Genomic DNA, 12714 nt, shown 5'->3' on the forward strand with positions numbered 1-12714 from the left:
GGGCTACAGCACCGCCGCACGCACGCTGAGCACGTCGGGCAGGTGCCGGACGACCGTCGACCAGGTGCCGCCGTCGTCCCGCGAGCAGTAGACCTCGCCGTCGCGGGTGCCGAAGAACACCCCCGCCTCGGAGGCGGTCATCGCGTCACGCAGCACGCTCGCGTACACCGGCCCCTCGGGCAGCCCGGCCTCCAGCGGCTGCCAGGTGCCGCCCGCGTCCTGGCTGCGGAAGACCCGGTAGCGGTGATCGACCGGGGTGCGGTCGATGTCGGCGGTCAGCGGCAGCACGTAGACCGTGTCGGGCCGGGTGGGATGCACCACGATCGGGAAACCGAAGTCGGACGGCAGCGACGAGCCGATGTCGTGCCAGGAGCCGCCGAAGTCGTCGCTGCGGTAGACGCCGAAGTGGTGCTGCAGGAAGAGCCGCTCGGGCTGGGACGGGTGCATGCCCACCTTGTGCACACACTGCCCGTATTCGGGATATTGCTGGCCCTCCGGCATGAACGGCGCGCGGATGCCCTGGTTGGCCGCCTCCCACGACAGGCCGCCGTCAGTGGTGCGATAGAAGCCGCCCGTCGACACCGCGACGCCCATGACCTGCGGGTCGGTGGGATGGCTGACGACCGTGTGCAGGCACAGCCCGCCGCCGCCCGGCTGCCAGTGCCGGCGGTGCGGGTGCTCCCACAGCCCCTCGGCCAGCTCGTAGGTGACGCCGCGATCCTCCGAGCGGAACAGCGCGCCCGGCTCCACCCCGGCCCAGACCACCTGGGGCTCGGCCGGAGACGGCATCAGCTGCCACACCCTGGTCAGGGTCGCGCCCGTCTTCTCGGGGAAGGCGATGGGGGGACGCTCGGCCTCCTGCCAGGTCTGGCCGAGGTCGTCGGAGTACATCACCGAGGGGCCGAAGTGGCCGTACTCGATGCCCGCCAGGATCCGCGGCGTGGCGGCGCGCGTGTCGATCGCCACCGAGGTCACGCCGACCGTGGAGAACTGGATCGGCGCCACCTCGAACGGGCCGCCGTCCGTCGAGCGGGCGAGGAACAGGCCCTTGCGGGTGCCGATCGCGAGCACTGCGTCGCTCATAACAAGCTCCCATCGCTCCCGTGTTCGCTTCCCGGCCATCGTGCCACGCCGTGACCAGCAGCGCCGAGGACTGGGCGATTTGCTGCGCGATTACGCGTGAGGTAATCGCCGCGCTTCCCTCCTGTCGGTAGCGTTGCCGTATGGGGTCGGTCAATGGCGCGTACGCGGTGGGGGATGAGTCGTTCGGGGAGCTGCTGCGGTCCTGGCGGCAGCGGCGGCGGGTGAGCCAGCTCGACCTGGCGATCCAGGCCGAGGTGTCGGCTCGTCACGTCAGCTTCCTGGAGACCGGGCGCGCCCGGCCCAGCCGGGAGATGGTGATGAAGCTGTCGGAGGAGCTGGAGGTGCCGCTGCGCCACCGCAACAGGCTGCTGGTCGCGGCCGGTTTCGCGCCGCTCTTCCCCGAACGTGAGGTACGCGCCCCGGAGATGCAGGCCGTCCGGCAGGCACTCGACAAGATCCTCGCCGGGCACGAGCCCTACCCCGCGTTCGTCGTGGACGCCGCCTGGAACCTGGTGGCGGCCAACTCGGCGGCCGCCCTGTTCATGGACGGGGTGCCCGCGGAGCTGCTCAAGGAGCCGGTCAACGTGATGCGGCTGTCGCTGCACCCCGAGGCGATGGGCGGCCGGTTGGTCAACCTGGCGGAGGTACGCGCCCACCTGCTGCACCAGCTGCGCAGGCAGGCGGAGGCGTCGGGCTCCGGGCAGCTGGCCGAGCTGCATGACGAGCTGGCCGCCTACACCTACCCCGGCGTGGATCTGAACGTGGCGCACGTGCCGGGTCCGGGCGACCTCCTGGTGCCGCTGCGGATCAGGCACGGCACGCGGATCCTGTCGATGTTCACCACGATCGCCACATTCGGCACGCCTCTGGACGTGACGGTCGCGGAGCTCGCCATAGAGACGTTCTGGCCCAACGACGACGAGACCGCCGCCGCGTTCCAGCGGCCCGCCGCCTCGTAGCGCCGTTACCAGGTTCGTTGCGCGACCGTCTCATTCGTGTGCGGGTCCGTCGTGGCTGGTGTCCTTGGAGAGGGATCCCCCCTTCGGGGGAGTGGAAGGTGACGGTCCGTTGTGGCCGGGGTTCCCAGGGGCGGCTGCCCCCTCCGGGGGAGTGGAAGGGGACGGTCCGTGGTGGCTGGGGTCCTCTGGAGGGGCCCCTCCGGGGGCGGAAGAAGACGGTCCGTCGTGGCAGAGGGGAGGACGGACACCCGGGGAACGGTCGTGGGCGCCGCGTCAGCGCTCTCCCTGCACGATGTCGCGGTGGATGCGGGACAGTGGCACGCCGTCGATCCGCAGGCGCCGGACCGTCTCGCTGACCATGCCGGACGGCCCGCACACGTACACCTCATGCTCGGCCCATGAGTGGAAGCGTTGCGTGACCTCCGGCAGCCGACCGCGCATCCCCTCGTAGCCGGCCTGGCCGGAGACCACCGGCAGTACCCGCAGCCAGGGGAACGTCGACTCCATCCGGATGAGGTCGGGCAGGTCGTACAGCTCCGCCGCCGTCCGTGCCCCGAACAGCAGGTGGATGTTGGGGCGGCGGCCCGAGGCGATGATGTGCTCGATGATCGCCTTGATCGGTGCCAGCCCGGTGCCGCCCGCCACGCACAGTACGTCGCGCGAGCTGCGCTCGCACAGCGTCATCGTGCCCATGGGCGGCCCCAGCATGATCGTGTCGCCGATGCGGGTGTCCCTGGCCAGCGTGGTGGACACCCAGCCGCAGGGGACCGCGCGCACGTGCAGCGTGATCGTGTTGTCCGGGCGCGGCGCGTTGGCGATGGAGAACGTGCGCCAGACGCGCGGCCACCGCGAGACCTGCACGTTGACGTACTGGCCCGCCGTGTACGGCAGGCGCTGCGTCGGCCGCAGCGTCAGGACGGCGATGTCCGGGGCGCGGAGCTCGTGGTCGATGACCTCGGCCAGCCACCACGCGGGCGAGACCCCGGAGTCGGACTCGGCCGACTCGATCATGAGGTTGGCGGCGGCGGTGTAGGCGGCCGCCCAGGCGGCCTCGATCTCCTCGTTCCAGATGTCGGCGGCGAACCGCTTGATGGTCGCGAGCAGGGCGTTGCCGACCGCGGTGTAGTGCTCCGCGATCACGCCGTACTTGCGGTGGTCCCGCCCGAGCTGGCCGAGGAAGGACGCCAGGCTGGCCGGGCTGTCCAGGCTCCACACGATGCGGGTCAGAGCGCCGAAGAGCCGGTCGCGCTGCAGGTCCATCGCCGGGGGGAACATGCCCCGCAGCTGCGGACTCTCGGCGAACAACCGGCCGTAGAAGTAGGCGGCGGCCTTGTCGGCCACCGGCTCCACGACGGAGAAACTCTCCTTTACCAGGCGCGGATTCAACGACATGAAATTAACCCCACCCTTTGGCCGGAATATTCTTCCGGTCGTGTCGTTACACCTCCCTGACGGCTCCGGGTAATGAGCGTGCGGCGGGCCCCGGCACGACTGCTCGCTCGAATTCGAGTCTTACACCACCTCCTGAGCGTCACAACCGTTTCGCCCCGATACAGTGCGGAGCAAAACTGTCCGTGACGATAACGTGATTTTCCGCGTTCAAGGTGGGGAAGATTTCGGTCATCAAAGTGAAAGTGTGTCTTATTCGCATATGTGACTGAGGTGATCAGGGTGAGGGGGAGCCGTCGGCGGCACGGCTCCCGGGCCGGAAGTCAGGCGGGACGTACGTTCTCCGCGAAGTGACCGGGCTTATTGCCGGGCGCCTCGAAAACGAAGACGATGTAGGTCTCGAAGAAGTCCGGGCCCCGTCCGGCCACACGTCCGGCGCCCATCCGCCGGCTCTCCCTCCATACCAGTTGGGTGAAGTGTCCGCAGTCGGCGACGTTTTCCGGGTCGGTGAAGTCGTAGCCTTTGATTTCCTCGTACCATTCGGCAACCGCTTTCCCTGCGTCGAGCGGCCGTTGTTTCGAGCCGGCGCCCCAGAAAAGGTTCTCTCCGGTGCCTTCCCGTAACCCGTCGTGCCCGGCCTCGGTGTCCGGGTATTCCGATCGCGACGCGGCGCGGGATCTGGCGTACTCGACCAGCTCCTGGTCCAGGACCAGCGGCGGGGCGTGGTGCTCGGCGCGGAGGGCATTGGCCTCGGCCAGCGCCTCGGCGAGGAAGGCGGCGCTCGTGGCGTCCGGCAGGGGGGCGCGGTAGCGGGCCACGCTCAGCACCTCGTTTGCGAGGGGCCGTAGGCGAATACGTCATTGTTCGCACGCACGATGAGTTTCCTTCCTGTGGTCCGGCTGTGTCCCCTGGATTGTGGGTGACGGGTTTTGCCTGGACAAGGGCCATAGGGGGCCCATATCTTATGACGATGACATTTCGGGTGGACCTTATCGGGCTTTTCCTGGCCGGATATGAAGACGCGATTCATTGACAAGATCGGCCGGGAATTGTCAGGCGCGCCGCCATGCCGAAGCCGGACATATCATGACAAAGCAGTATAAAATGCATCTTTGGTATATATCTGACAGGCGGTGGGGAATGGATTGACTCATTCAGTAGAGTCGGAATAATCGGATCTTGGCGGACGCGTCGCCACTGGGAGTGACGCAGAGGCAACGGACTGGAAGGGGAGATGCCGCTTGCTTAGGCAGAGGGGGTCTCCGTAGCCGCCTCCCGCTTGAGACCAGCGCATACTCCAGCCCGTTCGCGAAGGTGACCATGGCTCGTTCCCAACCCCCACAGCCCCAAGCTCCGGCCCGCCGGACGCCGTCACCTCAGCGGCCCGCTCCTCAGTCGCCGGCGCCGGCCACTCAGCCGCCGGTGACCCCGTCACCTCAGGCGCAGTGGCTCTGGCCGGCGGCGCTGGCCCTGCCGGTGGTCGCCGCGTGCTGCGCCTTCACCGCCCTGCTCCTCGACAGCCGCACCGGCGTCGTCTGGGCGTGCGTCGGCACCGCGGCGCTCTCGCTCCTCGCCCTGGCCGCCGTGGCGGCCCTGCGCCAGGGGCACCAGGAGGCCCTGCGGACGATGAGCCGCCGCGAGAGCGCCATGCACCAGCGCGAGGCCGAGTTCCAGCACCACCTCCAGCAGCGCAACACCCAGTGGAGCAAGCACGTCGCGGCCCGCTCCAAGGCCCTGCAGGAGGCGGTCAGGCACCTGGTGCACAAGCGGATCCCGGCCGTGATCGCCCAGGGCGAGGTGCCCCCGCCGTACCAGAGCCAGGGGCTCGATGAGGACGCGGCCGAGCTGCTGGAAGAGGTGCTCGACGCGGTCGGCGAGGCCGCCGAGCAGGACCGCGAGCGGCAGGAGTCGCTGCGGCTGGCCCTGCTGGCGCTGGCCCGGCGCGTGCAGACCTCCGCCCACCGCATCCAGGAGAACGTCTCGGTGATGGCCGAGCGCCACCCCCACAACCCGGACGTGCTCGAGACCAGCATGCAGGTCGACCACGCCGCCGCCCAGCAGGGCCGCCACGCGCAGAGCCTCGCCGTGCTGTGCGGCGAGTGGCCGGGACAGCAGTGGCCCAATCCGCTCGCGCTGGTCGACGTGGTGCGGGCCGCCTCCTCCAGGATCGTCGCCTACAAGCGGGTGGAGGTGTCGGGCGACCCGGACACCGCCGTCGCGGCCCACGTGGTCGAGCCGCTCATCCACCTGGTGGCCGAGCTGCTCGCCAACGCCACCCAGTCCTCGCCGCCGGCGACCACGGTGCTCGTGGCGGTGCGCAACGTGCAGCGCGGCGCCGTCATCGAGATCGACGACGGCGGCGTCGGCATGGACGACCACCAGCTGGAGCAGGCGCGCGAGATCGTCTCCGGCCGCCGCTCCGTCGACGTGGGCGAGGTGGGGGAGATCCCGCAGACCGGGCTCGCGGTCATCGGGCACTACGTACGCCGCCACGGGTTCCTGGCCGACCTGCTGCCCTCACCGTACGGAGGGGTGCGCGCGGTCGTCCTGGTGCCCGGCTCGATCGTGGAGACGCTGGAGCCGGCCGAGGCGCCGCCCCGAGCCCGGCCCGCGCGCCACGAGATCCGGCCGATCGACCCGGCCCAGGACCACCTCACCCAGGACCACCTCACCCAGGACCACCTCACCCAGGACCACCCCACGCTGGACGAGCCCGTGCCGAACCAGCCGATGCTGGATGCGCCCGCCCCCTTGGGCGAGCACATCGAGGGGGCGGGGGAGGACACGGGCGGCGGCGGCGCGCTGCCGCGCAGGCGCTCACGCCGTGGCGAGGCGGGCTCCGACGCCGAGCGGCTCGCCGCGGCGGGACCGGCCGCCGAGCCGGCCGCCACTCCGGAACAGGCGGGCGAGTGGATGGCCGCCTTCTTTGACCACAACCCCGACGCAGGGGAACACCACGAGCGATGACGAACGTTTAGTGATGACGAACGGGGTACCGATGCACCAAGATCAGGACTGGATGATCGCCGAGGTCGTCTGGGTCCCCGGAGTCCGCCACGTGGTCGTGCTCAGTTCCGACGGCCTGCTGAAGGCCCGCTCGGCCGGTACGGACAGGGACGTCGCCGACCGCCTGTCGGCCGCCTGCTCCGGACTGCAGTCGCTGGCCCAGAGCGTGGGGCGCGAGTTCGGCGGCGGCAACCGGGCCGTCAGGGAGCTGATGGTGGGCTTCGAGGGCGGCTTCCTGTTCGCCCGCGCCGCCGGATCCGGCTCCCATCTGGTGGTCATCACCGATCCGGTGGTCGACCCGCGGCTCATCGCGCAGCAGATGCAGGCCCAGGTCATCAAGATCGGCGAGAGGAACTTCAGTACTCCCGCACGCCGGGCCGCGCGGAAATGAGCGGCGAGTACCACGACAGCGCGGTACGGCCCTACGTCCTGACCCAGGGCCGGGCCCGCCCCACCCGCAACACCATCGGCCTCGACACCCTCCTCGTCGTGGCCGACGCCGGCAAGCCCCTGCCGCCCTCGGCCACCCGCCAGGCGCGCGACCTGCTGCGCATGTGCGGGCGGCTCCTGTCGCTGGCGGAGGCGGCGGCGCACCTCAAGCTGCCGCTGAGCGTGGCCGGGATCTTAGCCTCCGACCTGGTCGACTCCGGCCACCTGATAGCCCGCTCCCGTATCCCGGAGGCCGGGCGTCCCGACCTGACGACCCTCCAGGAGGTGCTCAATGGGCTCCGCCGGCTCAGCTGACCGCTACCTGCCCGACACCGTGCAGCAGGCGGTCAAGATCCTCGTGGTCGGCGACTTCGGTGTCGGCAAGACCACGATGATCGGCGCGGTCAGCGAGATCGAGCCGTTACGCACCGAGGAGACCATGACGCAGGCCAGCGTCGGCGTGGACGACCTGGCCGGGCTGGGGAGCAAGACCACGACCACCGTGGCCATGGACTTCGGCCGCATCACGCTCAGCCCGTACACCGCGCTCTACCTGTTCGGCACGCCCGGCCAGCGGCGCTTCTGGGACCTGTGGGCCGGCCTCGGCGAGGGCGCCGTGGGCGCGCTCGTCCTGGTCGACACGCGCCGCATCGAGGGCAGCTTCGAGGTGATCGACCAGCTCGAACTCCGTGGCGACCTGCCCTTCGCCGTCGCCGTCAACCACTTCCCCGACTCCGCCGACCACAGCGCGCAGGCGCTGCGGGAGGCCCTGGACCTGGAGCCCGGCACGCCCATCGTGAACTGCGACGCCAGGAGCCGCTCCTCCTCGGTGGACGCGCTGATCACCCTCGTCGAGCACGCGCTCGCCCTGCAGAAGGGCCCCTCATGATCCCCCTGTCCGCCACCACGACCTGCCCCGACCCGCGCGGCGTCTTCCGCGGGCTGCGCCGCGAATGGGGCGACGTCGCCTGGGTGGAGCTGGAGCCGGGCGTCGGCGCCTGGCTGGTGATGGGCTACCACGAGCTGCTGACCATCACCCGGCAGGAGAAGCTGTACTCGCGCGACGCCCGCAACTGGCGGCTGTTCCAGGAAGGCGTCGTGCCGCCCGACTCGGGGCTGGGGCCGATGATGTTCTGGCGGCCCAACGTGATCGGCGCCGACGGGGCCGAGCACCGCCGCCTGCGCCGCCCGATCGACGACGGGGTCGCCGCGATCGATCAGCGCCGCATGCGCCGCTCCGTCGAGTCCATGTGCCGCGAGCTCATCGAGGGCTTCGCCGACCGCGGCGGCGCCGACCTGGTGGGCGACTACGCGGCCATCGTCCCGATGCTGGCCATCGCCGGACTGTTCGGCCTCGACACCGGCCAGGGCCACGAGCTGCTGGCGGCGTTGCGCGCCCTGTTCGGCAGCGCCGAGGACTCCCAGGCAGGTAACAAGAAGTTCGAGGAGATACTCGGTGGCCTTCTGCGGGCCCGGAAGGAGACCCCGTCCGACGACCTGACCAGCCACTTCCTGGCCCACGCCGACCTGCGCGACGAGGCCGAGGTGCTGCAGTCGATGGTGGTGATGATCTCCGCCGGACAGGAGACGACGACCACGTGGATCGCGCAGACCTTCCGGCTCATGCTGACCGACCCGCGCTTCGCCGGCCGGGTGCGCGGCGGGCGCATGGGCGTCGACGACGCGCTGGACGAGGTGCTCTGGCGCGACCCGCCCATGACGAACATGCCCGCCCGGTACGCCCTGCGCGACACCGAGCTGGGCGGCCGGCGCATCGCCCGCGGTGACGCGCTCGTCCTGGGCCTGGGGGCGGCCAACGACGACCCGCGCGTTCACGGCGGCGCGACGGAGATCGAGCTGGGCAACCGCGCCCACCTGGCCTGGAGCGCCGGTCCGCACGTCTGCCCGGCGCCCGTCCCCGCCCGCCTCATCACCCGCACCGCGGTGGAGACGGCCCTGCACCTGCTGCCCGACGTGCGCCTGGCCGTGGACGCCGCGGAGCTGACCCCGCACCCGTCACCGTGGACCCGCTGCCCCGCCTCGCTGCCCGTCCACTTCCGCGCGCTTGGAGACCATTCATGATCCCTGTAGTCACCCTCGACCCCGCCGGGACCGACCACCACGGCGAGGCCGCCCGGCTGCGGGAGCTGGGCCCCGTCGTCCGCGTCGTCCTGCCGGGCGGCGTGGAGGCGTGGTCGATCACCCATCACGCGCTGCTGGCCGACCTGCTGACCGATCGCAGGGTCAGCAAGGACTGGCATAACTGGACGGCCGTCCGTGACGGCCGTATCACCGACGACTGGCCGCTCATCGGCATGGTCAAGGTCACCAACATGGTCACCGCCGACGGGCGGGAGCACCACCGGCTGCGTAAGTTCGTCACCCAGACGCTCACGCCGCGCCGCGTCCAGAGCATGCGGCCGCGCATCGCCGGGATCGTCGGCGGGCTGCTGGACGACCTGCCCTCGCACGCGGCCGCAGACGGGACCGTCGACCTGCGCAAGCACTTCGCCTACCCGGTGCCGATGCAGGTGATCTGCGAGCTCGTCGGGGTGCCGGAGGAGGAGCGCCCGGAGCTGCGGGAGCTGGTGGACAGCATCTTCCGTTCCACCACCGCCCCGGAAGAGGTGCTCAAGACCCAGCGCGACATCTACCTGCTGCTCGACCGGCTCGTCGCCGCGCGGCACGCCGAGCCGGGCGACGACCTGATCAGCGACCTGATCGCCGCCCAGCGCGACGACCCGGAGCGGCTCACCGACGAGGAGCTGGTCGGCACGATGTGGCTGATGCTCGCCGCCGGGCACGAGACCACGCTCAGCCTGATCGTCAACGGCGCCCGCGCCCTGCTCACCCACCCGGACCAGCGCGCGCTGGCGGTGGTCGGCGGCGAGGAGACCTGGTCGGCCGTGGTGGAGGAGACGCTGCGCTGGGACGCGCCCATCGGCAACTTCATGGCCCGTTACCCGCTGGAGGACATCGAGATCGCCGGCGTCACCATCCCCGCCGGAGAGGCCATCCTGGCTCCGTACAGCGCGGCGGGACGCGACGAGGCGCACCACGGTCAGGACGCCGCGCGCTTCGACATCACCCGCGAGCAGCGCAGGCACCTGGCCTTCGGCGGCGGTCCCCACCTGTGCCTGGGCGCCCCGCTGGCCCGCCTGGAGGCCACCGAGGCGCTGCCCGCCCTCTTCCGCCGCTATCCGGGCCTGTCGCTGGCCGTCCCGCCCGCGGCGCTGGTCCCCGTACCGTCCCTGTTCTCCAACTCCGCGGCGGAGCTGCCGGTCCTTCTCACCGTGCCGTAATCACCCCTTATGCAGCAGGGATCTTCAGGAGAGGTGACATAACCGAAATGGTGTACGCCATGATGGGCGTGCGGCCGTCGTCACCACCGGCGGCGGCACGTACTCCACCAGGCACCCTGGAGATCGCATGTCCCGACCGCTGATCGGCATCACCGCCTACTTCGAAGCCGCCCGCTGGGGCGACTGGGTGCGGGAGGCGGTGCTGTCGCCCCCGTCCTACGCCAAGGCCGTCGAGCGCGCCGGGGGCGCCCCCGTGGTGCTGCCGCCGCTGAACCTGTACGCGATCGACGACTACGTACGAGGGCTGCGGGGCTTGGTGCTGGCCGGCGGGATCGAGGTGGGCGGTAGCGCCTACGGCGAGGAGCAGGACGAGCGGGTGCCCGAGGCGCAGGGGCACCGTGACCGGTTCGAGCTGGCCCTGGCCCGCGCCGCCGTACAGGCCGACGTGCCGATCCTGGCCATCGACCGCGGCATGCACGTGCTGAACGTCGCCCAGGGCGGCACGCTGATCCCCTGGCTGCCCGAGGTGCTCGACAACGAGCGGCACGCCGAGCCGGGCACGCCGCACGTCATCCAGGTGAGCGTGTCGAGCAAGCTCGGCAAGGCGGTGGGCGACAAGGTCGAGGTGGTCGCGCCGCACACCCAGTCGGTACGCAGGCTGGGCAACGGGCTGCTGGCCGTGGCCTGGGCCGAGGACCAGATCGTCGAGGGCATCGAGCTGCAGGGCCACCGGTTCGGGGTCGGCGTGCAGTGGCACCCGGAGCGGGCCGAGGACGGACGGCTCTTCGACGCGCTCGTGGAGGCGGCCCGCTAGGCTTCGATCATGCCACTGCACCCCCAGGCGCAGGAGTTCGTCGAGCGCTACATGTCCGATCCCGGCCCGGCCGGGATGGACCTGGCCGAGATCCAGGAGGCCCGGAACCAGGACGGCCTCGCGCCCCAGCGCGGGCCGCTCACCCACCTGCCCTTCGTCCGCGACGAGAGCGCCGAGGACGTGCCCATCCGCGTCTACCGCGCCGACCGGGGCGACGGCGCGCTGCCCGTGGTGGTCTTCTTCCACGGCGGCGGCTGGGTGAGCGGGGGCATCAAGCGCAGTGACGCGCTCGGCCGCGACCTGGCCATCCGCACCGGCGCGGTGGTCGTCTCCGTCGACTACCGGCTGGCGCCCGAGCACCCGTTCCCGGCCGCGGCCGACGACGCCTGGACCGTGGTGCGCGACATCTTCACCCGCCCTGCCTTCTACCAGTGCGACGGCGGCGTCGCGGTGATGGGCGAGAGCTCCGGCGGCAACCTCGCCGCCGTGGCCGCCTGGCAGGCCCGCGACGCCGGGCTGCGCCTGGCCCACCAGGTGCTCATCTGTCCGGCGCTCGACGCGGCCATGGATTCCCCCAGTTACACCGAGTTCGCCACGGGCCTCGGCCTCGACGCCGAGGAATTCGCGTGGTTCCTGCGCACCTACGCCGGCCAGGCCGACCCGGCGGATCCACGGCTGTCCCCGCTGCGGCTGCCGTCCTTCGCCGGGCTGGCGCCCGCGACCGTGGTGACCGCCGAATACGACGTGCTCCGCGACGAAGGCGAGCGCTACGGCGCGCGGCTGGCCGAGGCCGGGGTGCCCGTCGAGACACGCAGGTTCGACGGGGCGATCCACGGCTTCTTCGGCCTGCCCGGCCTGTTCGACCAGGCCGTGGAGGCCCGCGACTACGTGGCTGAGCGGCTGCGGGAGGCTCTGTGACGTACGGGAGCGCGTACGAGAAGCTGAAGATCGACACGCCCGCCGACGGCGTGCTGCGGATCACGATCAGCGAGCCGCGCAGGCGCAACGCCGTCGACATGACCGGCCATCGCGAGCTGGCCGAGATCTGGCGCGACATCGACCGCGACGACTCCGTCAGGGCGGTGGTCGTCAGGGGAGAGGGCGAGGCGTTCTCCGCCGGCGGCGACCTGTCGATGATCGAGGAGATGACCCGCGACCACGCCACCCGGCTGCGGGTGTTCGCCGAGGCCCGCGACATCGTCTACAACGTGCTCAACTGCGCCAAGCCGATCGTCTCGGCCGTCCAGGGGCCCGCGGTGGGCGCCGGGCTGGCCGTCGCCCTGCTGGCCGACATCTCCGTCGCCGGGCGCACCGCCCGCATCATCGACGGCCACACCAGGCTGGGCGTCGCGGCGGGCGACCACGCCGCGATCATCTGGCCGCTGCTGTGCGGGCTGGCCAAGGCCAAATACCACCTGCTGCTGTGCGAGCCCGTCACCGGCGCGGAGGCCGAGCGGATGGGCCTGGTGAGCCTGTGCGTCGACGACGACCAGGTGCACGACAAGGCGATGGAGATCGCCGTGCGGCTCGCGGCCGGCTCCCAGGAGGCCATCCGCCTCACCAAATACTCCCTGAACAACTGGCTGCGCATGGCCGGGCCCACCTTCGACGCTTCGCTCGCCATGGAGTTCCTCGGCTTCAGCGGCCCCGACGTGGTGGAGGGCGTGCGGGCGGTGCGCGAGAAACGGTCACCGGAGTTCGGCTGACCTGCGGTTTCACCCGCGCGCCCAGG

At 71.1% G+C, this 12714-nt stretch carries 13 protein-coding genes; 10 read left to right on the plus strand and 3 right to left on the minus strand.

What is annotated here, in order from left to right:
• Positions 1-3: 3 nt before the first annotated feature.
• The gene (locus tag ACIBO2_RS31125; protein WP_358542981.1) at positions 4-1083 is read right to left on the minus strand and encodes an exo-alpha-sialidase; all 1080 of its coding nucleotides are present in this window, start codon (positions 1081-1083) and stop codon (positions 4-6) included.
• A 140-nt stretch (positions 1084-1223) separates the two neighbouring features.
• Here ACIBO2_RS31125 and ACIBO2_RS31130 point away from each other — a divergent pair, with 140 nt between their 5' ends.
• Positions 1224-2042, plus strand: a complete 819-nt coding sequence (locus tag ACIBO2_RS31130; RefSeq protein WP_358542983.1) for a helix-turn-helix transcriptional regulator — start codon at positions 1224-1226, stop codon at positions 2040-2042.
• A gap of 273 nt (positions 2043-2315) precedes the next feature.
• Here the strand turns inward: ACIBO2_RS31130 and ACIBO2_RS31135 are convergent, their stop codons facing one another.
• Positions 2316-3434: a globin domain-containing protein gene (locus ACIBO2_RS31135; RefSeq protein WP_358542985.1), complete on the minus strand. Its 1119-nt coding sequence runs from the start codon at positions 3432-3434 to the stop codon at positions 2316-2318.
• A 320-nt stretch (positions 3435-3754) separates the two neighbouring features.
• A complete protein-coding gene (locus tag ACIBO2_RS31140) occupies positions 3755-4249 on the minus strand; it encodes a CAP domain-containing protein (RefSeq protein WP_358542988.1) in 495 nt (164 codons plus the stop codon).
• 604 nt (positions 4250-4853) lie between these two features.
• On the opposite strand from ACIBO2_RS31140, the gene ACIBO2_RS31145 reads away from it, so the two are divergent.
• The 9 genes from ACIBO2_RS31145 to ACIBO2_RS31185 all read left to right on the plus strand — a co-directional run bounded on the left by ACIBO2_RS31145 (position 4854) and on the right by ACIBO2_RS31185 (position 12688).
• Entirely contained in the window at positions 4854-6398 is a 1545-nt protein-coding gene (locus ACIBO2_RS31145; RefSeq protein ID WP_358542991.1) for an ATP-binding protein, read from the plus strand.
• Positions 6399-6411: 13 nt separating this feature from the next.
• Positions 6412-6828 carry a roadblock/LC7 domain-containing protein gene (locus ACIBO2_RS31150; protein WP_358542995.1) on the plus strand — a complete coding sequence of 139 codons (417 nt, stop codon included), beginning with the start codon at positions 6412-6414 and terminating at the stop codon, positions 6826-6828.
• Entirely contained in the window at positions 6825-7181 is a 357-nt protein-coding gene (locus tag ACIBO2_RS31155) for a DUF742 domain-containing protein (protein ID WP_357953033.1), read from the plus strand. Before ACIBO2_RS31150 ends, ACIBO2_RS31155 begins: the two co-directional genes overlap by 4 nt.
• Positions 7159-7755, plus strand: coding sequence for an ATP/GTP-binding protein (locus ACIBO2_RS31160; RefSeq protein ID WP_358542997.1), 597 nt, complete (start codon positions 7159-7161; stop codon positions 7753-7755). The genes ACIBO2_RS31155 and ACIBO2_RS31160 overlap by 23 nt, the downstream gene beginning before the upstream one ends.
• Positions 7752-8948 carry a cytochrome P450 gene (locus tag ACIBO2_RS31165; protein ID WP_358543000.1) on the plus strand — a complete coding sequence of 399 codons (1197 nt, stop codon included), beginning with the start codon at positions 7752-7754 and terminating at the stop codon, positions 8946-8948. Before ACIBO2_RS31160 ends, ACIBO2_RS31165 begins: the two co-directional genes overlap by 4 nt.
• Positions 8945-10168 (plus strand): cytochrome P450, encoded by a 1224-nt coding sequence (locus ACIBO2_RS31170; protein ID WP_358543003.1) that lies wholly within the window; start codon positions 8945-8947, stop codon positions 10166-10168. Before ACIBO2_RS31165 ends, ACIBO2_RS31170 begins: the two co-directional genes overlap by 4 nt.
• 127 nt (positions 10169-10295) lie before the next feature.
• Entirely contained in the window at positions 10296-10982 is a 687-nt protein-coding gene (locus ACIBO2_RS31175) for a gamma-glutamyl-gamma-aminobutyrate hydrolase family protein (protein WP_358543005.1), read from the plus strand.
• A 9-nt stretch (positions 10983-10991) separates the two neighbouring features.
• Complete coding sequence (locus ACIBO2_RS31180; protein ID WP_397301414.1) at positions 10992-11900, plus strand: alpha/beta hydrolase; 909 nt, start codon at positions 10992-10994, stop codon at positions 11898-11900.
• Positions 11897-12688 carry an enoyl-CoA hydratase/isomerase family protein gene (locus ACIBO2_RS31185; RefSeq protein WP_397301417.1) on the plus strand — a complete coding sequence of 264 codons (792 nt, stop codon included), beginning with the start codon at positions 11897-11899 and terminating at the stop codon, positions 12686-12688. The genes ACIBO2_RS31180 and ACIBO2_RS31185 overlap by 4 nt, the downstream gene beginning before the upstream one ends.
• The last annotated feature ends 26 nt before the right edge of the window (positions 12689-12714 follow it).

Source organism: Nonomuraea sp. NPDC050022, assembly GCF_044460705.1.
GTDB lineage: Bacteria > Actinomycetota > Actinomycetes > Streptosporangiales > Streptosporangiaceae > Nonomuraea.

Coding starts and splice junctions, on each gene's coding strand:
- ACIBO2_RS31150 (WP_358542995.1), top strand. CDS start 6,412: ATGACGAACGGGGTACCGATGCACCAAGATCAGGACTGGATGATCGCC.
- ACIBO2_RS31125 (WP_358542981.1), bottom strand. CDS start 1,083: ATGAGCGACGCAGTGCTCGCGATCGGCACCCGCAAGGGCCTGTTCCTC.
- ACIBO2_RS31130 (WP_358542983.1), top strand. CDS start 1,224: ATGGGGTCGGTCAATGGCGCGTACGCGGTGGGGGATGAGTCGTTCGGG.
- ACIBO2_RS31135 (WP_358542985.1), bottom strand. CDS start 3,434: ATGTCGTTGAATCCGCGCCTGGTAAAGGAGAGTTTCTCCGTCGTGGAG.
- ACIBO2_RS31160 (WP_358542997.1), top strand. CDS start 7,159: ATGGGCTCCGCCGGCTCAGCTGACCGCTACCTGCCCGACACCGTGCAG.
- ACIBO2_RS31170 (WP_358543003.1), top strand. CDS start 8,945: ATGATCCCTGTAGTCACCCTCGACCCCGCCGGGACCGACCACCACGGC.
- ACIBO2_RS31165 (WP_358543000.1), top strand. CDS start 7,752: ATGATCCCCCTGTCCGCCACCACGACCTGCCCCGACCCGCGCGGCGTC.
- ACIBO2_RS31155 (WP_357953033.1), top strand. CDS start 6,825: ATGAGCGGCGAGTACCACGACAGCGCGGTACGGCCCTACGTCCTGACC.
- ACIBO2_RS31175 (WP_358543005.1), top strand. CDS start 10,296: ATGTCCCGACCGCTGATCGGCATCACCGCCTACTTCGAAGCCGCCCGC.
- ACIBO2_RS31180 (WP_397301414.1), top strand. CDS start 10,992: ATGCCACTGCACCCCCAGGCGCAGGAGTTCGTCGAGCGCTACATGTCC.